Source organism: Ketobacter sp. (assembly GCF_003671495.1).
GTDB lineage: Bacteria > Pseudomonadota > Gammaproteobacteria > Pseudomonadales > Ketobacteraceae > Ketobacter.
Window position 1 is genome coordinate 160,167 of sequence record NZ_RCHN01000009.1, and the last position, 22,530, is coordinate 182,696.

Here is a 22,530-nt window from a genome sequence, read left to right on the forward strand (position 1 = left end):
ATCGGGTGCCGGCACTGCTGCGGGCACCCACCTTGTAGTGAACCTAACTGAACTCCGAACACAACCAATTGACCAAGGGATAATGCCATGAAATTCAATAAACTGGCGGTTGCCGTAGCAGCCACCGTGGCTTCACACGCCTACGCGTTGGGCCCCAATGTAACTCCTGATGTGGTTTTCCAGCTGTCCGGCGCTACCGCTGCCGACGTACAGGTACAAACCTATTACTCTACCCTGTGCGATATCTCCACTCAGGACAACTACGAATTCGACGGTAGCGGTACTGACGCTTCTGCCGTGTTCTGTACTGTACCTGCGTCTGCCGGTGTGTTCTCCACCGACAAAAATGTACTGTTTCACAAGCAGAGCGGCGGTTCCATTGACGGCGTAGCACCGGTATTCAACCAGACTACCGTTGCTGCAGTGAACATGTCCTCTTGTTCCCAGATCTCGGCCAACACCGGTACTGTGGCCGGTGAGTACACCTGTACTTCCACAACCCCTGCACCTGCCATGGTGGGTATCTCCGACGTGGAGCCTGAGCTGTTCACCATCGGTGCCAACAACGAAGCCGGTGTTCAGATCAACCTGAGTGCTCCCCGTAAAGTCAGCACTGTCAACGCCCAGACCTTCGGTGTGGTAGCCTCTCCTGGTTTGCGTGACGCGCTGCAGTCTGCTCAGGGTCTGTCTGTTGGTTCTGATGAAGTTCAGGATATGCCTTCCCTGTCTTCTGACCTGATCGCCAACCTGTTTGCCGGTAAAGTAGCTAACTGGTCCCAGCTGAAAAACGCTGCTGGCTTGGGTATCGACAGCGGCGCCGGTCTGAGCAACGGTGCGGTGAATATCTGCGTACGTACTCCCGGTTCCGGTACTCAGGCTCAATTCAACGCTTACTACATGGGCAACCCCTGTAACTACCGAGGCGCTGGCAACGGCGGCTATGTTGGTTTCAACACAGCCATTGACAGTAACGGTATCGAGAACGACAGCCCGGTGATCCTGATCGGTGGTTTGTTCCCGGCTCCTGGCCCTTACATTCACAAGAATGAAGGTTCCTCCGATATGGGTAAATGTGTGACCAACATTTCCAACGCTGGTCGTTGGGCGCTGGGTGTTCAGTCTCTGGAGAAAGTGGACGAAGGTCGTACCGATCGTAACCAGTTCAAGTATCTGGCAATCGACGGTGTTGCCCCCACTCTGGAAAACGTAGCCGCTGGTCTGTACCAGAACTGGGCTTCCATGACCATCCAGTGGCGTACTGATGTGGTTGCAGCGGGTTCTGACCAGGAAGCTCTGGCCGAGAAATTTGTTGAAATCGCCCGTAACATCAGCGACGTAAAAGACTTCAACCTGGGTCTGCAAACGGACGACGGCAACACCAACAACGACAACCGTCCTGCTGGCGGCTTCAACGCGCCTGAAATCCTGGCCACTGGCGGCGCTGCGCCGGTTAACGTTGGTAGCCTGGTGTTCGCCGACAGCAGCAACGTGCCTTCCTTCCCGTTTGATGCCAACAACCCGGTCATGCCTTTCAACAAAGGCCTGGTGGGTCAAAGCTCTTGCGCGGTTCCGGCTCTGGGTTCCACTGGCATTGACGTAAGCCAGAAGTAAACCCGCGTCGGTCTTCGTACCGAACAAGGCAACACCAAGACAGGAGTACCGCAGGGTGCTCCTGTTCTTGCGTTTTTGTCGGTTACAAAAAAGAAGTGATTTAGTGAATCAAGTGAAACAGTTGAGCAGCAGTGGTTTTTATGGGTAAGGGGTTACGTTGGTTCTGGGGCATCTGTGTGTTGTGGTTATCGTTGGGGGTCAGCGCCGCAGTTCAGTACATCGACATCTGGGAATTTCGCGTGCAGGGCAATTCCCTGTTGGCCGACGAGGTCATTCAACGGGAACTGGCACCGTATCTGGGAGCAGCGCGCACCCTGGAAGATGTGGAGCAGGCAGCCAAGTTGCTGCAGGATCTGTATAAAAAGGCCGGCTACCCGGCGGTGTTCGTGGAGATTCCGCCACAAACCGTGGTGCAGGGTGTATTTCGCCTGCAAGTCACAGAAACCCGGTTACGGAGACTGCGGGTCACCGGTGCCGAGTATTTTCTTCCGAGTCTGATCAAGCAGGCATTGCCTTCCCTGCAGACTGGAAATGCCCTCAACCTGCGGGATTTGCAGCAGGACATTCAGTACGCCAATGCCTTGAATCCGGATCTGAAACTGATGCCCATGTTGAAGCAGGGCCCCACCGCCGACACCATCGAGGTGGAGCTGAATGTGGACGACGAGATGCCGGTGTCCGCCGGGGTGGAAGTCAATAACTACAACTCACCCAACACCACCAATACCCGTTTGATCGCAGAATTGGGCTACAGCAACCTGTGGCAGAAACTGCACGACTGGTCGATTCAGATGCAGACCTCACCGGAGAACACGGATGAAGTGAAAGTACTGGCATCCACCTATGTGTTCCCGATGGGGTTGAAGGGCAACAAGGTGGCGCTGTATGGAGTGCTGTCCGATTCCGATGTGGCTACCGTGGGCAGCACGCGGGTGGTGGGTGACGGTTTTATTCTGGGTGGTCGTTATATTCATCCGTTCCAGCGTCGGGACACCGGCGTGAGCACCTTGATTTTTGGCTTTGATTACAAGGATTTTGACGAACAGATTCGGGTCACCGGCGCTGAGGGGTTGGAAACGCCTATTGATTATGTGGTGTTCACAAGCCAGTACAGCTCCTTCAACCGGGGTGATGGCTGGGCCGACAACCTGGGCCTGGCACTGAAATTCGGCGTGCGGGAAGTGTTCAATGAGAACGAGGAATTCGACAACAAGCGTTCCCGCAGTGAACCCAATTTCACCATCCTGAAGCTGGACTATGAGCGTAATTACTTCCTGGGTGAAGGCTGGTCGCTGCTGGGGGCAATGACCGGGCAGTGGAGCTCCGCGCCGCTGGTCAGCAACGAACAGATGTCCGCCGGTGGGGTGGACAGCGTGCGCGGTTATTACGAATCCCAGGTGGCAGCGGACATGGGCATGCGCTTGAGTTTTGAAATGGGCACACCCAGCTACGCCGGCAAGCATGGGGAGGTGTGGGGGTTGACCTTCGTGGAAGGCGCTTACCTGGAAAACTCCGACACCGGGGTGGAAGAGGACAGCGAATTCCGGTTGGCATCCTTTGGGTTCGGCTTGCGGGCTCAATCCAAAAAGCAATGGTTCTTCGACCTGGATGCGGGTTATCCACTGAAAGCGGTGGATGAGGTTGAGGAAGGTGACGTGCGGGTCAACGCCAAGCTGCGTTACGAGTATTAAGTTGCGTTATGAGTGTTAAGCAGAACGACTGCGGGTTAGGACTATGTTGAAGCGAATTATTGTCATTTATCTGGTGACCTATCTCAGTTGGCCAATGGGCACCCTGTATGCCAGAACGCTACCGGGGACCATGCATCAATCCCTGGTGGAGCGCCATGTAAATGTCCTTCCGCCAGAGGTGACGGCGCTGCCGGAGATTGCCAACGGCGACTTTGTGCGGGCCGGACAGGCATCCCTTACCCAGCGTGACAATACGCTGGTGATTGACCAGGAAACGGCAAAGGTGCTGCTGGAGTGGGCCACGTTCGATGTGGGGTCCGAGAGTACGGTGCATTTCAAACAGAACCCCAATGATGTGGCCGTTAACGTGATTGAGGATGCGCGGCCCAGCCGTATCTTTGGCAAACTCATCGCCGACGGTCAGATTTATCTGTTGAACCAGAACGGCATTATTTTTGGCGAGGGTGCCCAGGTTAATGTCAGGGGCATGATCGCTGCGGCAGCCAAACTCAATGGCTATGAAGATGTCTCTTCGCTCTCCGAAGATCAAAAGCTGAAGTTCCTGCAGAACTCGCTGCTGGATGTGATTGGTGAAGGTAAATCCCTGTTGGTGGTGGACGACGAAGCCATCCGGGCCATGGGAGAAGAAAACCTGCCGCGCATTGTGGTGGAGGCGGGTGCGTCCATTCATTCTGAAGATGCGCCGGTGGTGCTGGCCGGTCCGGAAGTGGAAAACTACGGGGATATTCTCGCGACTAACTCGCAAGTGGTGCTGGCGGGCAGCCGCAAGGATTTTTATCTGGCGGTGAGTGATCAGGACTATGACTTGCGGGGTTATCTGGTGGAAGTGAATTCGGGATCCGGGGAAGAGCGGGGCAAGGTCACCAACGCCGGCAGCATTGTGTCCACCCTGGGTAATGTGACCCTGGTGGCCAGCGACATCATTCAGGCCGGTGAAATCAAGGCCACCACCGCTGTGGATGTGAACGGCAGCATCTACATTATGGCACGCGACCAGGCGCAGGAAGTGGGCGATTTTCAAACCCTGGCCCGTAACTCTGCCTATTGGAGTGCGGCCAACTTTGATGTGGCGCGGGAGCAGAGCAGCCTGAAACAGGATGGCATTTCCAGTAGCACCGGCCTTACCCTGGACCCTCCTGCGGACCAGCAAACCAATCAACGCCCATCCTACGGCAAAGCCTTTATTGGCCGGGAGGGCGGCAGCGTCACCTTCGCCCCGGGCAGCGTTACTGAAGTGGCGATTCAGAATCTGGATCACACCAAAGTGGAACCCCTGCTGCAAAAGCACAACCTGGACCCGGTGGCCTTCTTCAAACAGAGTGAAGCAAAACAGATCGCCCAGTTGAAGTCCCTGGAGAAAAATGCGGGGCGGGAATTCGTCACCGCCAAAAACGTCAAATACGCCACCAACCAATCCGTGCAGCGGGATTCCCGCATTCATGTGGCCGGTAAAACCATTGATGTGCAGTCGGACAGCGTGATCCGGGCCAAAGGGGCCAAGATCACTGAGATCTCGGGCACCGGTGAGTGGGTCAACAGCGGGTCGTTGATCACGCTGGTGGCGAAGGAAGACCCCATGCCCGGCAACAATGTACGGGAGGTGGATTCCGAGGCCAGCATCACCCTCGGTGAGAACGCACTGATTGATGCCTCCGGTACTGAAGACGCCGTGCTGGGGGCTGAGCGCAATGTGGTGACCATGTTTGTGACCTCCAGTGAGGTGAAGGACAACCCCTCCCAAAAAGGCGGCGAGTTATTGCGGAAGACCGTGGCGGTGGACATTCGCAAAGGCACCGAGTTGTTCGATTGGACCCCTGCCCTGGATACCGTGCAAAAAACCGCGAGTGAACGCTCCGCCGGCGGCGGTCGGGTGGTGATTTCTTCTACCGGTGCGGTGGATTTGAAAGCCGGTGCTACGGTGGACGTGTCCGGCGGCAAGGTGACCTATCAGGCGGGGCTGGTGGAAACCTCCAAAGTGATCGCCAATGGGCGTCTGCTGGACATCGGCGAAGCACCGGCCAATGCCACCATCGATGACGTGATTGATCTGCAGCGCGATTCTGCCACCGATGCCAAATGGGGAGACCGGGATTCCCATAATGCGGGTACGATTCTGATGTCCTCGCAGAATTACTTTCCCACCTATGAGGAAGGTCATGATGCCGGCTCCATTCACATCGTCGCCAACCAGCAGACGTTCGCCGCTGACGTTAATCTGAAAGCCCAGGATTACATGGGGCTGTACCAGAAGAATGATTTCGGCGCCAAGGGCGGTTCAGTGCACATTGATCTGGCGGCATTGGGCGGCACGCAGAATGTGTATATCCAGGATGGTCTTGAACTGTTGGAAGACGATCTGGAAGCCCTTTACCTGAATACGGACACTATTACAGGCAGTGGTGCAGAAACCTTTAAAGTGTCCGGCAGTCGCGTGTTGACCATGCAGGATGATGCCAAGCTCGAGCTGGGGCGTCAGCAGGGCCTGAACCTGGTGGCCAACAATATTCAGGTGCAGGGGGATATTCGCAGTCTGGGTGGCGATGTCACTCTGGATGCGGCCGACTGGGTGGATGTCTATGGCACCATTGATGTCAGCGGCAATTGGGTCAACCGCAAACTCGATCCGTTGGCATTGAGTTCCGTGGCGTCGGTATTGGATGCCGGTGACATTGAAATTAACGCCGGTGAAAGTCTGGTGATCCACGACGCTGCACTGTTGCGGGCCAACGCCGGCGCGCGGCTGGATGCCCGTGGCAAACTGGCCGTCGGTGAGGCGGGCGCCGTGGCCATGGCGCTGACGGACGATGGCAGGCCCGGCGCCGGCAACAGTCCGGAACGGCCGGCCTTTGCGTTGCTGGGGCAAGTGGAAGCGCTGGACAATCAGGAGGGCGGCAGCCTCAGTTTAATGGCCTCTGATCTCAGCATCGGTGGTGAGCAGGCCACCCGCATTCTGGACAGCGGCGGTGCTGATCCGCAGACCGTGGTGATCGGCAACGACTGGTTTGCCCAGGCCCGGGTGGGTCATTTTGAATTCATTGCCAAAGAAGGCGACATCACCGTGGCTGGGGATGCCAATATCCAGTTGCAGCAACGGGGTGTGCGCACCAATATGACGACCGCCTCCACCGCCAACAGCGACAGCCTGTTTGCGGCGCTGGAGGAATATGACGTGCCCGACTATGAGGCCCGTGGGGGCTCCCTCACATTGCAGGCCGGCAAAACCGATCCGGTGTCGGGCAAAGGCTCCATCGTGGTGGAGCAGGGTGCCCGCATTCAGGGGCTGTATGAATCCGAGTTGTCTCTGATGGCCGATGAATCCATTCTGTTCGATGGCCAGCTGACCATGAAAGGCGGTGCCTTCAACGCAACACTGGATCAATACGACGAATCGGATCTGCCCACTTTGCGCAACAGTATCTACATCGGCAACAACGCGGTGGTGGATCTGTCGGCGGCCCAGGTGTCCCAGCCCGGGGCCCGTGCCAATGTGACCAGCGATATTGTGGAAGCCGGTTCTATGACCCTGGCGTCCAATCTGGGTTATGTGTTGGTGGACCAGGATGCAACGTTTAAATTGCAGGGCGGAGTGTTTAAGGGACACGAAGACATCCAGGGTCAGACGGTGGCCCTGAGCCGGTCGGTGGCGGCCGGAGACTTCCGCTTGAAGGCGGATGGCGGTTTCGTTATGGCGGCGGACGTGGACTTCGGTGCGGCCGGAGCCGGTTACCGCGGTGGTCGGTTGGAATTTGATTTGTCCTCCGGGCGCGGCTATTCCAGCGCCGAGCGTCCGTTGCTGCACAGTATCGTACTGGGGGCGGACCAGAGCGCGGAAACCGCAGGTGCCTTCACCCTGATGGATGGGGTGACACTGGACAGCTTCCTTAACAATGGCGCCGAGTTGGCGGACCTGGGTAACCAAACCCGCAACCTGGGTTTCATCGCGTCGGCCAACCTGGATCAGGGCCATGTCCGCTCCACCACGCTGAACACGGATCGCTATATTATTTCCAATAACATCAATCGCTCGGCTCAGGGCAATGTGCGTCTGGTGAATGATGTGAACATCAAGACTGCGGAATCCCTCATCCTGGATACTGCGGCTTTGGATCTGGGGGATCATCGCCTGGGATTGGAGTCGGCCTATGTGCAACTGGGTGACAGCGACAACCGATCTCTCACCGCCGACCCGGCGTTGGCACCGGTATCCCAGGCCGGCAATGGTTTGGGTGAGCTGAGCGTGAAGGCCGATCTGGTGGATGTGCACGGGGACTTCATTCTGTCCGGCGATGGCCACACCCGTTTGACGGCGGAACGGGGTGTGCGTCTGCGTTCGGTGCTGTTGAACAGTGCCAGCATTGATACCCTGGATGGTTTATTTGATGAGTCATTACTGCACACCAACGGCGTACTGGACATCGCCGCCCCGGTGATCTGGACCGAATCTTACGCCAATGGCACCTTGCATTCCGACAGTGTGATCAATCTCAGTCACTACGGAAAAAACGGCGACAGCATCCTCTCGGTTGGGTCACGCCTCAATATTGTCGGGGATGCGGTGAAGGTGGACACCAAGGTGGCCGCCAGTTTTGGTGAGGTGGCCGTGGAAGCGACCGGTAACCCGGGGGCAGAAACAGCGGCCCACGCTGACTACGAACTGCAGTCCGGTGATCTGGTGTTGGGGGAGCACGCACTGTTGGCGGTGGCCTCCAGTGAGAACGTGCCCATGGGGCGCATCAAGGCGGGCGGTGTTGAATGGGAGTTGTTGTTTAATTACCAGAACCCCACTGAAATCAACACGGCAGAAACCTCACCCATCAGCAAAGTCATCAACCTGAAGGGTAACCGGGTGCTGGCGGACGCCGGCAGTACGCTGGATGTGTCCGCCGGTGGCAGCGTTTACGGGCGCGAATTTGAAGCCGGCCTGGAAGGTTCGTCGGACATTCTTGCCGATGTTCACTACAGTGATCTGTTTGCCATCGTGCCCACCATGAACTCCGGCTATGCCAGCTACGACCCGTTAGAATTTCGTGGCAGTGGTTTGAGCCAGGAGTGGGGTACCCAGTTCCAGATCAGTGGTTCCAGTCAGATTGCCGATGGTACCTATACGGTGCTGCCCGCCAGCTATGCGCTGGTGCCGGGGGCGTATTTGGTCAGGCCGGATGGCAACAAACTGGTACAGCAGGGTTACGCCAGTGTGAACCGCAACGGTATCGAGGCGGTGTCCGGACGTCTGGTGCAAAACGGTGGCGTTGGGCAGACCCTGTGGAGCAGTTTTTTGGTTGAGCCGGATTCGGCAGTACTGAACTACGGCACCTATAACTTTACCCAATTGGATGATTTCTTTGCCGGCGTAGATTTGGCACCAGGGCGTCGTGCTGGTGAAAACGGCGGCGTGGGAATCGATGTCACGCAACAACTGGATTTGAAAGCCACGGTGCGGGGTGCCCGCGATTCTGCCGTCGCCACCTACGTGGATATCACCTCCCCTGGTGACATTGTGGTGAGTGACAATCTGGCAGGTGATGTGCTGGATGGCGTGTTGCAGTTGTCCGCGACCCTGTTTGAGGACATCGGTGCCGGCTCTGTCTTGCTGGGTGCCAATCGTACCTGGGAAAACGGACAGTGGACCATCGATGCCCAGCGTAATCTCAGCAACAGTGTGCGGATCGAGGATTCTGTTTCCGGGCAGGAGATTTTGCTGGTGGCCAACGACAGCGTCCAGGTGGAGCAGGGAGCCGAAGTGAACGCCACTGGCGCAGCGGCCTACCGCGGCAATCAATGGGATGTGAGCCAGGCCGGTGTCGCGTTGCTGGCGTCCAACTCCTCCGCCAGCCGTTTGTCGCTGGACCAACTGGAGAACATGAGCGGCACATTGTTGATGGGTGCCGACAGCCGGGTGCAGACCACGGGCTCGCTGGGGGTGGCGCATTCCGGAAATGGCGTGCTGGCCGACAGCCTGAACGCCGGTGCAGGCCGCTTGCAGGTATTTGCCAACCAATTGACGGTGGGCGATTCGCAAACGGCGGAGGTGAATCTGGATGCCGGCATTCTCGACAGCAGCCGCGACCTGGAGCTGTACTCCGGCGGCGGTCTGGTCTTCACCCACGATGTCAACCTGGAACTGGCCTCTCTGTTATTGAGCAGCAACAGCGTTGATGTGGCGGCCGGACGTCAGGTGGCGCTGCGTGCTGAGCAGCAGGTGACGCTGCAAAGTGGCCCTGGCAGTGCTGCGATGACGCCCGTGGTGGCAGATGCCTCCCTGCTGATCAGTGCATCCCTAATCAACCTCATGGGTGCCAACCCGGACAACGACGGTGCTGCCCCAACTGCTGTGGAGAGCAGGACTATTCGTCTTAACGCTGAGCAAGTTACGCTGCAAGGGCACGAGCGGGTGGACATGATGGGCAACCTGAATCTGCAGGCGGGTTCCGCGGCAGGCGGTTTGCACATTGATACCCCCTTGCTGGGCTCCAGTGTGGCCGGTTCCAAGCTGAACCTGAGCAGCCCAGGGGCGCTGACGTTGCTGAACAGCAGTGGCGCCGAGGTGACGACCGAACAACGCCAGGCCATGGCGCCGGGACATACTCTTGCCTTGCAGGGGCGTTCTGTCACCCTGGATACCACCCTGGCCAACCGCAGCGGTTATACCGAATTCACCGCCACCGAGGGTGACCTGGAGTTTGGTGCGGGGGCGCGCATCGATGCCAGCGCCTACCAGCAAACCTTTTTGGGTGAACAGGTATCCGGTCCGGCGGGCATCATCAGCCTGTTGGCCAATCAGGATATTCGCATTGCCGATGCCGGTGCGTTTGATTTTGGCAACACCGGGCAGAATGCTGACGGCGGTATGATTGAATGGATCGCCGGTAATCAATTGGATCTGGGCGCCGTGGACAACCTGCGCCTGGGTGATGGCGGAGTGGACCTGCGCATCCAGGCCGATCATTTTGCCCAGTCGTCTGGCGGGAATGTCGGTGGTGCCGGTGAGATGGATGCCATTGCGGCGTTGAATCAGGCCGGAGCAAACGGGGATCTGGACGTGATGCTGACCGGCGCCGGGCAGAACCTGCAGTTGGTGGCAGGTGCCCATGACCTTACGGCCCAGTCTGTGAACCTGGCGGCGGCTCGGGGTGAGCTGCACCTGGATGCGGCGCTGGTGGCCACGGACGCCCGTCTCCAGTCCGGGTTGTTCGGGCAGAACGGTGTGTTTGTGGGTGACAACGCGAGTCTTGAAGTACGAACCACAGATGACAGTGGCCAGGCGTTCAAGCTGCATTCCGGAACCGGGCCTGTGCAGGTGAATGCGGATGCGCGTATGGCGTTGGCAACAGGGCTGGAGCTGGTGACCGCCGTGCAGAACGCGGCGGCCACGCAAGTCGCCGTGAGCGGCAACGATCAAATCGGTGGCAACGGCATTACCCTCTATGGCGTCAGCGAGTTCAGCCGCAGCACCGTGAGTTCCCTGGATCAGGAAATCCAGTCCAGCCTGGATGCCATTGCCGGCTTGTCCACGGAGGATTTTGTGTCTGTGCAGGCCGGTGCGGCGGCGGTTGCAGTGGATTTGCGCCCGCAGATGGATATCCACAGTGACGCTGACCTGGCTATTGGTCAGGCCGGACAGGTGTTGGATCTGGCCGCGTTCCGCACCGACGATGGCGGCACCGGCCGAGTGTCTTTCCGTGCCACTGGAGACATCACGGTGCAGGGTGGCGTCAGTGATGGCGTGCGGGGATTGGTGGCCAGTCTCAGTCCGGCGGGCATCCGTTTCAGTTACGCCGACTCTCTGAACCAGGCCGGTGCCATTCCGGTGCTGGCGGTGGAGGATTCCAGCTCCCTGCAGCTGACCGCCGGCGCAGTGGCCGGTTCCGCTCTGGATCGTGCCCAGCGTTTGTCTGCGGCCGATATCACGCTGCGCACGGGCAGTTTTCTGCGAACCGGAACGGGCAATATTAACCTGCAGGCGTCCGGTGATTTCATTCAGGAAGGCACCGCCTATGTTGCTACCCTCGGGCGGGGTTTGGGCCTGGATGAACAGGGCCTGCCTGCCTGGGGGGATCGGCCTTATCTGGATGGCATCACGCCGGGCTCTGCACCTTCATTGTGGTTGCTGTATGGAAAATACGGCGGCATGGGGGTGGACGGAGGCGATATCGAATTTGACATCGCCGGTGATGTTATCGGCAACAGTGCCAACGTGACCACCGCGGATTACATGATCCGCTACAACACCCGTGATGATGCCAGCGTGCTGGGGATCGATTACGGCGGCATCACCACCTGGTATGCCGCGCTGGGTGACATCGGCAGTGGCATCAATGCCATCGGTGGCGGCAATATCCGTGGCACGGTGGGCGGCGCCATTGAACAGGGTGGCTTTGCCACCCCAAGCCAGGGTGTCTGGTATGGTGATGCGGCCAACAACGGCGGTGAATCCCTGCGGGAAATCGCCGGCGGCAGTATTGAGGTGAGTGCGCGGGATGGCATTCACGGCGGATATTACCACGTGGATAATGGCGCCCTGGACGTGGTCTCGCGCGGGGATGTGTCCGACAGCTTGATCATTGCTTCTGATGCTTCGGTTGCGGTTACCGCCGTGCGGGATCTGAATTTCAGCGGAATGGTCAACACCTTTATGGTGCCCGGTGACCTGAGCCTGTATGCCCAGCCTTTTGTGCCACCGGAAGCCATTGATTCGTTGAGTTCATTCTACTTCGATGGCTATGACAGTACGTCACTGCACCTCACCAGTGTGGCCGGCGACGTGAATCTGCAGGCGGATATGGACGCCGGCGGTGCGTTCAGTCAGCATTTCTCCCGCTTTGCCAATCGTTATGCCCAGTTGCAGCCCGCCTACTACGTGTTGCCCAGTGAGGTTACCGCCGCTGCACTGTCCGGCAGCATCAACATTGATGAACGGGATATTCCACTGGCATCCGGTTCCCTGACATTGTCCACCAATGTCTTGACCCTGTTCCCAGCGGTGTCATCCCACATTAACCTGTATGCTCTGCAGGATATTCAGGCCCGCTCCACCGCTGCGAATGTATTTGAAAGCCTGGAGATCTATTTGCCGGACTATTTGGCGCAGGATCTGCCGAATCGCGATAACCCGGTGAACGCATTGCGCAATCAGAATACCGTGGCCGGCATTCTGGTGCCCTATGGTATGAACTCGGACAACCTGCAATTCAATCACAGTGCCTCTCTGATTCAGCGGGACAACAGCGTGGCCAGTCACATCGTTGCGCTGCTGGGGGATGTGGGCAGCACCGACGAAGCCATCATGTTCCGCCTGCCCCATCAGGTGAATGCCTATGTCGGCGGCGACATGGTGAATGCCAGTTTCGTGTTGCAGCACAACAACGACAACGATCTCAGTACCCTTGTCGCCGACGGCAGTATCCGCTTCACGCTGGATAACCGGGGCAACAACCTGGAAACCACCGGCGGCACCCAGGTGATTCAGGTGGGTGGTGCGGGTGATCTGCTGATTCAGGCCGGGGGGGATATTGAGCTGGGGGCATCCCGCGGCATCCTCTCCATCGGTAACGAAGAGAACCGCAACCTGTCCACCAGCGGTACCTCTGTTCATGTATATGCAGGTACCGGCAACACCATTTACTCCGATACCTATAACCAGGACGGCTACGACACCCTGGTGGGCGGCGCAGTGGACTCCAACCGTAACATTGCGCTGTTCAATCAGTTGCTGGGGTCCCAGAACCTGGAGAACGCCAGCTTCATCGATCTGGCGTACCGATTGCTGCGTTCCGGTGGCGACGATCTGGATGCCGGTTTGTATAAAACCTTCGCGGACGTGCTGAGCAGTGCCACCGGCAACCGCTATGGGGCGGGCCCGTCCCAAGCCAGCCTGAACGCCATGCTGCGGGATTATTCTGCACTGGAGACGTCGTTGCAGCAGCGGTTGGCGGTGAACTATGTGAAGCAGGTGGTCATGAAGAACCCCGACCAGTTGCTGGCCGGTGCCGGTGGCCTGTTCACGGTACCGGAAATCGGTGATGCCGGTTTGCAAACCGGGGCACAGCGCAGTGAAATGTTCCAGGCCTATTTCGATCAGGTGGGCAGTTTCATCGCGCTGGATTATCTGCAGGGTGCCAACCGGACTCCAGATTTTCTCGCCACCAATGGCAACCTGAGCCTGGAGCAGATTGCTCAGCTGCCGGCCAGTGAGCAATTGCAGTTGGCGGTCAGTTCGTATCAGCAACTGGATCATGCCAGACAGTTGCTGGTGGCCGAGTCCATCATGCTGCAGCACAATGCCACATCGGCGGAAGAGGGGGCTGCCGCGGGCAGCGCGGTGGCGAATTTCGAACGTGGCTATGTGGCACAGCGCAGGTTCTTTGGTTCGGACTTCGACCTGGCTCTGCGCGGAATGACACTCAAGTCATCGTTGATCGGCATTGGGCAGAATCAACCGGGCACCCTGCGTCGGATGATCACGCTGTTGGAAGATTATCGAAGGGGCCTGCTGGATCGGGGAACCCTCGATCAGCAGCTCAACCGTATCAGTCAGTTGGATTTTTCCGGGCTGGACGATCAGCAGGTGAGTAATCTGCTGCTGGGTACCGAGCAGATTGAGGATTTCAATTTGGGTGGCCCAGGCTCCGCCACAGTGGCATCTCTGAATGCATTGCTGCAGAGCTGGCAGCAGGACAGCGGAGTCAGTTTCGCCTATCCGGCCGCTGTGACCTCCGGCGGCAATATCGATATGCGCTTCTCCACCATTCAAACCCGTTCCGGGGGTGACATCGCACTGTTCACCCCCGCCGGTAGCACCGATGTGGGGGTGTCACAATCCCTGGTGGATGCGTTGGGCTTCGATAAATCCAATGGTGAGCTGGGCGTATTCTCCCTGGCCAAGGGCAACATCGGTGCGGTGGTGGCGGATGCCTTCAACGTCAACGAATCCCGGGTGATTCCCGCAGCCGGTGGTGACATCAACCTGTGGTCGGTATTTGGTGATATTGATGCCGGTCGCGGAGCGAAGACCGCGGTGGCGGCACCGGCCACTACGTTCGATGTGAACCGGGAAACCGGGGCCGTCACCTTTATTGTGCCACCTACGGTGGCCGGTAGTGGTATCCAGACCCGGGCCAGTCGCGCTTCCACCAGTAGCGAACTCAGCAACACCGAGCGTTACTTCACCATTGCCGAAGGGGTGGGGTCCATCGCCCTGGCAACGCCGTTGGGTATTGTGGATGCCGGCGAAGCGGGCATTCAATCCGCTGGTGACCTGTTCCTGGGGGCGGCCAAGGTGAGTGGGGCGGACAACATCAGTGTGGGCGGGATCTCCACCGGTGTTCCCACCTCCACCAGCATCAGTTCTGACGTGGGTGGGCTTGGTTCGGCAGTGGATGCTGCCACCAATGCCATTCAGGAAAGTGCGGAAAAAGCGGCGGCGGCCCAGGCGGCACAAAGCACCGCCTTTGTGACCATTGAGTTGCTCTGATCATCGGGGCAGCTCAATTCTGTTTGATCAGTCAATTTTGTTCAATTAATCAACTTTAGCGGAAACCCTGTAACCATTTTGTTACAGGGCGCTGGTTAAATGAGGCGCTCGCAAATTCGGGGGATTTATGCGCTCAGTCGTTCTGATGTTTTTGTTGTTTATGTTGCCTGGAATGGCGTCCGCCTGGTGGAATGAGGAGTGGCCTTACCGGGTGGGCTTCACTGTGGACAGCGCCACATTGTCGGATACCGGTGTGGGGTCTGAGGTTGAGGCGGCGGCGCTTCCCGGCGATGGCGTGCCTGTATTGATTAGGCTGCATTCCGCCAATTTCGGAGATTTCTTTCTGGTGAAAGAAGACCTGTCGGATCTGCGCTTTGTTGCCCAGGATGACAAAACACCCTTGAAATTCCATGTGGAATCCTTTGACTTGCTGAACCAGTTGGCGTTCATCTGGGTGAAAATGCCTGTGCCCCAGGGCGCCGCAGCCACGCCACAAAAAATCTGGATGTATTACGGTAATACCCAGGCAGTAGCCGGGCAGGACGCCGCCGGTACTTACGGGGTCAACAAGGTAGGGGTCTACCATTTTAATCCGCTGAACCCGGCGCCGGTGGATATGTCCGCCTACCAGAATTCGGCGGTGACCGGTGATGCCCTGGTGGTGCCCGCATCATTGATAGCGGGTGGTTTGTCGTTGTCCGGCAGCGGCGCGCTAACCATCGGCCAGTCCGCCACCCTGGCCATTGATTCTGCCCAGGGCCACAGCTGGTCCCTCTGGATCAAACCCACCGGGGATCTTGCTGCGGGTAAGCGTGCTGTCATTGTCAGTCAGTCCGATGGCAATAATACCCTGGAGCTTGCCTTAAATGGTGCGTTGCCGGAAGTGACGGTCATTCGTGCCGGCACCGTCGCCACCCTGAATTCTTCACTGCCTGTGAGTGCGGATCGTTGGCAGCATCTCAGCCTGGTGATGTCTGCCACCAGTATCAGCCTGTACCTGGATGGGGAGACGGCTGCAAGCCAACCCCTGACCGCACCGTTCACCCTGGGCGGACCGCTGTTGCTCGGTGCCAAAGCCGACAACAGCCAGGGCCTGGTGGCCGAGCTGGATGAGCTACAGATTGATCGCACCGCGTTATCCCAGTCGTTGCTGCGCTTTGCCGCCAAATCACAGGGTGTGATGAGCACCCTGGTCGCGGCCAGCAAAGCCGAACAGCTGGGCAATGCGGCTGGCACCTCTTACTTCATGACCATTTTCCAAAGCACCGGCGACGAAGGCTGGGTGGTGATCTTCCTGTTGATGGTGATGGCGGTGATCAGTTGGGGCGTCATGTTCCTCAAAGCCCTGTTCATCAGCCGGGCCAAGAAAGACAACGAAGCATTCCTGCAACAGTATCGGCAACTGGATAATCGCCATTTCGATTCCCTGGATGTGGTGGACGATGATTCTGCGGATGTGGCCAATGAGTCCCAGGTGTTGTCGTTGTTCGGCAAGCACGATCACTTCCAATCTTCGCCGCTCTATCACATTTACCACAAAGCACTATCGGAAGTGCGTAACCGGGTGGCGAGAAGTCGTGAACAACGGGTGGCCCTGAGTGCGGACGTCAATGCCGACGCCAATCTGTATCTGGCAGAGAGCGCAGTGAACTCCATCCGCTCCGGGCTGGAAGCCTATGTGGTGCGGGAAATACAAGCGTTGAACCGTAATATGGTGTTGCTCACCATCGCCGTATCCGGTGGACCTTTCCTGGGGCTGCTGGGGACTGTGCTGGGGGTCATGATTACGTTTGCTGCCATCGCTGCCAGCGGTGACGTGAACATTGCGGCCATTGCTCCGGGGGTGGCGGCGGCGTTGCTGACCACGGTGGCGGGTCTGGTGGTGGCGATACCGGCCCTGTTTGGCTACAACTGGCTGGCCACCCGCATCAAGGACATGGTGGCGGATATGCACATGTTCACCGATGAGCTGGTGACCCGGCTGGCGGAAAAATACAGCGAGTGACGCCATGAAATATCTTGATGACAGTAAGATTTATGATGAAGTCAACGTCACGCCGATGTTGGACCTGTCCTACGTGCTGCTGGTGATTTTTATCATTCTGACCACCGCTACCGTGCAGGGCATTAAAGTCAATCTGCCCAAAGCCAGTGCGGCGCCCAGTCTTGCGGAATCCAAAACCAAGGCCATCACCATCACTGAGGACGGAACCATTTATCTGGATACCTATCCGGTCAGTATGGGAGAACTGGAATCCCTGCTGCGTCAGTACAAAGCGGTGACACCGGATCTGCCGGTGATCATCAAGGCGGATGCCATGATCCAGTACCAGAAGGTGGTGGATGTTCTGGACCTGATGGGAAGGTTGGAAATTTACCAGCTGGGCCTGGTCACGAAAAAGGTCGTCAAATGACGAGTCGACGACTTTAGTCCGATGAATAAGCGCGTTGTTAAATACGTTCCCGTGTTGATCGGGCTGGTGCTGGTGTTGCTGTTGGTGGCCATTGGCTATCACTTTGTGTCCGGGCTGAAAGGCCCCGGCGAACAGAAAAAAGTGGTGCAACAGATCACCGTCATCAAACCGCCACCGCCGCCTCCTGAACCGCCACCACCACCGGAAGAAGAACCGGAACCGGTGGAAGAGGAGCTGGAGGAGGAGATTCCGGATGATCCGGAGCCGTTGCCGGACCAGCCGTCGGATCAACCCGCCGGTGAGAACCTGGGGCTGGACGCAGACGGCGTGGCCGGAGGCGATTCCTTCGGCCTGGCGGCCCGTAAAGGGGGCCGGGGACTGTTGAGCGGCGGCGGTTTTGGTGCCTATCTCAAATCAGAACTCAATAAAGCCGTTACCGCAGACGAAGAGCTCAAATATCTGGATTACGTTGCCGTGGTGAGCCTGGATCTGGCGGAGGATGGCCGCTTCAAAACCGTGGATGTGAAGTTGGAGCGTGGCTCGGAGCGGGCCAAATCAGTGTTGCTCAGCCTGTTCCAAAAAATGGGTGGGCTGGGGCGCCCGGTACCACTGGAAGAACGGGACAAAATGTTCAAGCTAAGAATCAGCTCAGAGCTGTAATGTAAAGAGATCATCATGAGCCAGTTACGAAGTTTCAAAAGACAGTCTAAATTTTCCCGTTTACTGCCGCTGTTGGGGGTGGTGGGGTTGCTGCAGGGCGCTACGCTCACAGCCGGTGAACTCACCGAAACCGATTTGCTCAATATGCTGTTGGACAATGACATCATTACCCGGGAACAGGCCCAGCAGCTGGTGGATAAGGTACATCAACGACGGGGTGCACCGCCGACTGCAAAGACCGGGATGGCCGGGATGGAAAGTCGGATCAAAGCAGCGGACATTATGGATATGTTGCGGGATGAAGGCCTGATCAGCGAGCAGAGTTACCAGCAGATGCAGGAGCGCTTGCGTCAGCGTGAGACCGCCATCAAGGCCGGTAAGGGTGACGACGCAGCCGCCGGTGATGTGCGGGTGCCTTACCTGCCGGACTACATCCGTGAGGATATGGAGCAGAGTATCCGCCAGCGGGTGGAAGTGGATGTAGTGGAGAAGGTGAAGGACGAGGCGGTTCGCACAGCCCGCGTCTACGGTTGGGGCATCAAGGAAGCGCCATCCTGGGTACACAAAGTCAAAATTTCCGGAGACGGTCGTCTGCGCTACCAGGCGGATATGTTCCCCGACGACAATGCCATGTACGGCTACCCGGATTACGTGGCCATCAATGAAAGTGGTGAAGAAGTCTATGACAACGTCAATGACAACCGCTACCGCTTTCTCACCCGTTTCCGCCTGATGGTGAAGGCCCAGGCGACGGATCGCATCGAACTGGGTATGCGCATCACCACCGGCAACGAAGGCAACCCTGTTTCCTCCAACCAGACCCTGGGGGACTTTTCCTCCAAGTGGGATGCCAATTTTGATCTGGGGTATCTGAAATACACTTCCCTTGAAGAGGAAGTGGAGCTGTTGGGCGGGCGTTTCAAAAATCCGTTCCTGCATACGGATCTCGTCTACGACAGTGACATGACCTTTGAGGGTATCAGCGGAAGTTATTACTTCCTGCGGGAAAGTTCGCCTTTCAGTGATGAAAACAGTTGGGACCCGTTCGTGACCATCGGTGCCTTCCCCCTGCAGGAGATTCACTCTTCCATCGCGAACCTGAGTGAAGATGCTGCCAAGCTGGTTTCGGAAACCAATGATCGGGATAAATACTTGTATGCAATCCAGTTGGGTACCCACTATGAGTTTTTGAACACCAGCAAACTCTCGATGGCGTTGAGTTATTACCACTACGATCAGATTGAAGGCAAACGAAACCCATATGAAGGTACCGACGCCACCTATGAAACGGCCTCGCCGTACTACCAGGTGGGGAACTCGGTATTCAACATCAATCACCCTAACGATGACCCACAGATCGGGTTGGCGGCCAGCTACAAGCTGGTCAACGCTACGGTGAAGTACACGATGGCGGATTTCTTTCCCACCTATGTGTTCCTGCAAGCGGACTATGTGAAGAATATCGCCTTTGATCAGGAGGAGGTCTCAGCCTTGGTGGGGCGTGAAGTGCCAGACCGGGATACCGGGTATCAGTTCGGCATTGCGGCGGGAACGGCTACCCTGAGTTACATCCGTGATTGGCGCGTTTCTTTCACCTATCGACACCTGGAAGGGGATGCTGTATTGGACGCCTTTGCCGATTCCGATTTTTTGTTAGGGGGGACGGATGCGGAAGGCTACATACTGGAAGCCAACTATCTGCTCTATGACAACCTGGTGAGTTCCCTGAAATGGATCAGTGCCGATTCCATTGATACGGACCCCGATGATCAGCTTTATAACATCAGCGTGGATACCCTGCAGCTGAGTCTGCAGGCGTCGTTCTGATTGAGTAACGTTGCTTAAGACGAGTGAGAGTGTGTTATGAAAATACGGATCACAGTGGTGATGTTGGCAGCATTGACAGTAGCTGCCTGTGCCGGACTGGGCACACCGAAAGGCGACCGCAGTCTGGAACGCAATGGTGAGGCGTTCGTGCAACTGCAGGAATTGAAATCCCAGTTGCAGGCGCAGGGCAAAATGAATCCTGAGCTGATGAGCAAAACGCAACAGCAGCTGCAGGAACAGGAGAGTTGGTTGGGATTGGGTGATTACTACTATTTGGAAGGCACCCAGTACTTTCTCTCCATGGCAGCCGGTGGTACGGACCAGGCCAACTATGAGAAAGCCCAACACAGCCTTAGTCTTAGTGCCCAATACTACCAAGATCTGGATGAGGAGTGGTTGGAAGCACAAAGCATCTGGATGTTAGCACTCACTAATATGCGAGCCGGAAAGCCGGAGGAAACCTGCGGCTATTACCACAAAACACTCAAGTTGCTGAAAAAGCCCAGTGGCCAGTTGTCGGAGTTCAACTACGAACGCGATAAGTTCCAGGCACCCCAGGAGTATGTGCAGGGGGTAATGGGGGAAGCTTGTGCGATCTACCAGGCGCAACAGGCTGTCGCAAAAAATTCACAATAAATTTTCAACACCGAGTGATAGGGTGGTCAACGGCATAGCCGGTGGCCGGAGATGCCCAATCAGGGGGGAGTAAACCATGCTCAGAATGATGTTGGTCTTTAGTCTGTTACTGTCGGGCTGGGCCAGTCCGGTGCAGGCAGAGGATCGGGCTCTGCAAAATGCGCTGGCGAAGGCGCAATATATGCTGCGTCAGACCACTGCCGAAAAGCAGGAACTGCAGCAACAGCTGGACGCCGTCCGCAAAGAACTGGAACAGCAAAAAGAGCAGGCGGCCAGCGCCCTGGCGGCGAAAGAAAAATCCACAAGGAAGCTCGGGGATAAGCTGGATCTGTACAATGAGAAGTATACCGAACTGCAAACCCAGTATCTGGATCTGCTCAGTTTGTTGCGGGAACAGCAATCCATCAATGCGGACCTGGACGAGAAATTGGCCACGGAGGTGGCGCGGTTTGATCAGTGCCGCAATCACAACCTGGAGCTGTTTACCCTGAACCAGGAAATCCTGGGCAAATATAAGGACAAAGGCTTCTGGGATGTGGTGGCAAAAAGTGAGCCGGTCACCGGATTCAAACAGGTGGAGATCGAGAATATTATCCAGGAATACCGGTTTGAGAACGAGGATCTGTTGATCGATGGGACCCTGATCTCGAAGAAGACCAATCCCGCCCTTGACCGTGCAGATAACTGATCGGCTGCGGCCAATACATTAACTTATCCTTCATAATCAGAACGCCGACGACCGTCGGCGTTTTGCGTTTCTGACTGTCAATTTCTGCCCTTCCTTTTTCATCCAACCTGCTCTGAAAACCACCCGATGCTGAACTGAATCCGGTGCAGTGATCTGATTCTGCTCAGTGCATCATTTTGGTCACAAATAGGGAATCACTTTGTAATCGTTTTGTATTCGAAAATTAACCTATCACGCCGGGAAAATTGCTACCTTATGTGTGCGCTTGGTGCGGGGGAAACACCAGCATTAACGACGCATTTGAGACCACGTTTTAGTTGCTGAGGATATTAAAATAATGAGTCAGAAGAAGAGCGTATCGTTGAGGTTGAGTGAGTCAGACATTGGCAAGTTAAAAGAGATTTCTGCCCGATTGGGAGTGAAGGAAGCGGATCTGCTCCGATTTACCGTGAAGCAGACCCTGGAGAAATTGTTACCTTTCCGGGACAGTGAGGCCAAGGGCGTCGACCTGATCCCCACGTTGATCGAATGTGGCAGCGAGCTTACCTATTACCTCGACCTGGACAGTGCCGACCTTGAGCGTATCGTCAACGGTGACCTTGAACAGTTGGATCGCCGGGTTGACCCCGAGGATTTTGATATTCTGGCGGCGGCCGGTGTGCCGTCACCGTACTTCACTTACAAAGTGTCTGAGTTGAAACAGATCAAGGCAGACACATCAAAATTGATCAATTCGCTCAAAGCTTATCTTTACGACAAATATTTGGGCGAAAAGATCATGGGTTACCAGGAAGAACCGGTCGAACGTTCAGTGTGTTTAGGAGACAATCAGTATGTACTTTAATGCAAGAATTCAGGGCTGCGTGCTGGCGCTGTCCATGCTTTTGTCCAGCGCTATTCAGGCATCCACGCTCACCATTTCCAGTCACGAGCCTGCCATGTTCAACTCCGGCTTGTCAGTAATATCCCTGGGTGGGCAGTCCGGATCGAAAATCGAACTGGCAAGTTCACCCCAGGTTGCCCCGGCGGCAGTACAGGCAGGGCAGGTGGTCTATGAAAGCGTGGAGTTTGTGGATGGCTACGATTACAGCGTGGTGCGGTTGGATGATCTGGCCCAGGGCACCTATCAGTTGACCTTAACAGACTTTGCGTTCCCGGAAGCATTGACCCAGTTGGGCGTCACTTTCACCACCGCGACGGAAACCCTGGGGAGTATGATGTTGGGTGGCGGCAGTATCCTGCAGGATTCCATTACCTTCGATATCACCGAGCATGATTCCTATTATCTGGCGGTATTCGGTCGTGCCAACGGTGCCTCGGCATTGGGGCTCTACGGCGTGGAGCTGAAGAATCTGGTGTCACATGTACCGCTTCCTGCTTCTCTGGTGTTTCTGTTGTCCGGCCTGGCAGTGCTCTCCTTCAGCCGGTTGAAAAACAAATCGTTCCGAAAGCCCATCTAGAAAAGCCCAGCCTACTGGAACAGTGACTGCGTTCGATTTCTGTTTCAGTAGG

11 protein-coding genes are annotated in these 22,530 nt (G+C 56.8%); all 11 read left to right on the top strand.

Annotated features, from left to right (window positions below):
• Positions 1–87 precede the first annotated feature (87 nt).
• The 11 genes from D9N14_RS04215 (at position 88) to D9N14_RS04265 (ending at position 22,478) form a co-directional block, all read left to right on the top strand.
• Positions 88–1,611, top strand: a complete 1,524-nt coding sequence (locus D9N14_RS04215) for a hypothetical protein (RefSeq protein WP_290577243.1) — start codon at positions 88–90, stop codon at positions 1,609–1,611.
• 140 nt (positions 1,612–1,751) lie between these two features.
• Complete coding sequence (locus tag D9N14_RS04220) at positions 1,752–3,302, top strand: ShlB/FhaC/HecB family hemolysin secretion/activation protein (RefSeq protein ID WP_290577248.1); 1,551 nt, start codon at positions 1,752–1,754, stop codon at positions 3,300–3,302.
• A gap of 43 nt (positions 3,303–3,345) precedes the next feature.
• A complete protein-coding gene (locus D9N14_RS04225) occupies positions 3,346–14,793 on the top strand; it encodes a filamentous haemagglutinin family protein (RefSeq protein ID WP_290577250.1) in 11,448 nt (3,815 codons plus the stop codon).
• 127 nt (positions 14,794–14,920) lie between these two features.
• The gene (locus D9N14_RS04230) at positions 14,921–16,798 is read left to right on the top strand and encodes a DUF2341 domain-containing protein (RefSeq protein ID WP_290577252.1); all 1,878 of its coding nucleotides are present in this window, start codon (positions 14,921–14,923) and stop codon (positions 16,796–16,798) included.
• A gap of 4 nt (positions 16,799–16,802) precedes the next feature.
• Entirely contained in the window at positions 16,803–17,207 is a 405-nt protein-coding gene (locus D9N14_RS04235) for an ExbD/TolR family protein (protein ID WP_290577254.1), read from the top strand.
• Positions 17,208–17,228: 21 nt separating this feature from the next.
• Positions 17,229–17,867, top strand: a complete 639-nt coding sequence (locus tag D9N14_RS04240; protein ID WP_290577256.1) for a hypothetical protein — start codon at positions 17,229–17,231, stop codon at positions 17,865–17,867.
• A gap of 15 nt (positions 17,868–17,882) precedes the next feature.
• Positions 17,883–19,694 (top strand): putative porin, encoded by a 1,812-nt coding sequence (locus tag D9N14_RS04245; RefSeq protein WP_290577258.1) that lies wholly within the window; start codon positions 17,883–17,885, stop codon positions 19,692–19,694.
• A 36-nt stretch (positions 19,695–19,730) separates the two neighbouring features.
• A complete protein-coding gene (locus D9N14_RS04250; protein ID WP_290577260.1) occupies positions 19,731–20,330 on the top strand; it encodes a hypothetical protein in 600 nt (199 codons plus the stop codon).
• Positions 20,331–20,406: 76 nt separating this feature from the next.
• Complete coding sequence (locus tag D9N14_RS04255; protein WP_290577262.1) at positions 20,407–21,018, top strand: hypothetical protein; 612 nt, start codon at positions 20,407–20,409, stop codon at positions 21,016–21,018.
• 337 nt (positions 21,019–21,355) lie between these two features.
• Positions 21,356–21,862: a hypothetical protein gene (locus D9N14_RS04260; protein WP_290577264.1), complete on the top strand. Its 507-nt coding sequence runs from the start codon at positions 21,356–21,358 to the stop codon at positions 21,860–21,862.
• Positions 21,852–22,478 carry a hypothetical protein gene (locus tag D9N14_RS04265; protein WP_290577265.1) on the top strand — a complete coding sequence of 209 codons (627 nt, stop codon included), beginning with the start codon at positions 21,852–21,854 and terminating at the stop codon, positions 22,476–22,478. The genes D9N14_RS04260 and D9N14_RS04265 overlap by 11 nt, the downstream gene beginning before the upstream one ends.
• Positions 22,479–22,530 lie beyond the last annotated feature (52 nt).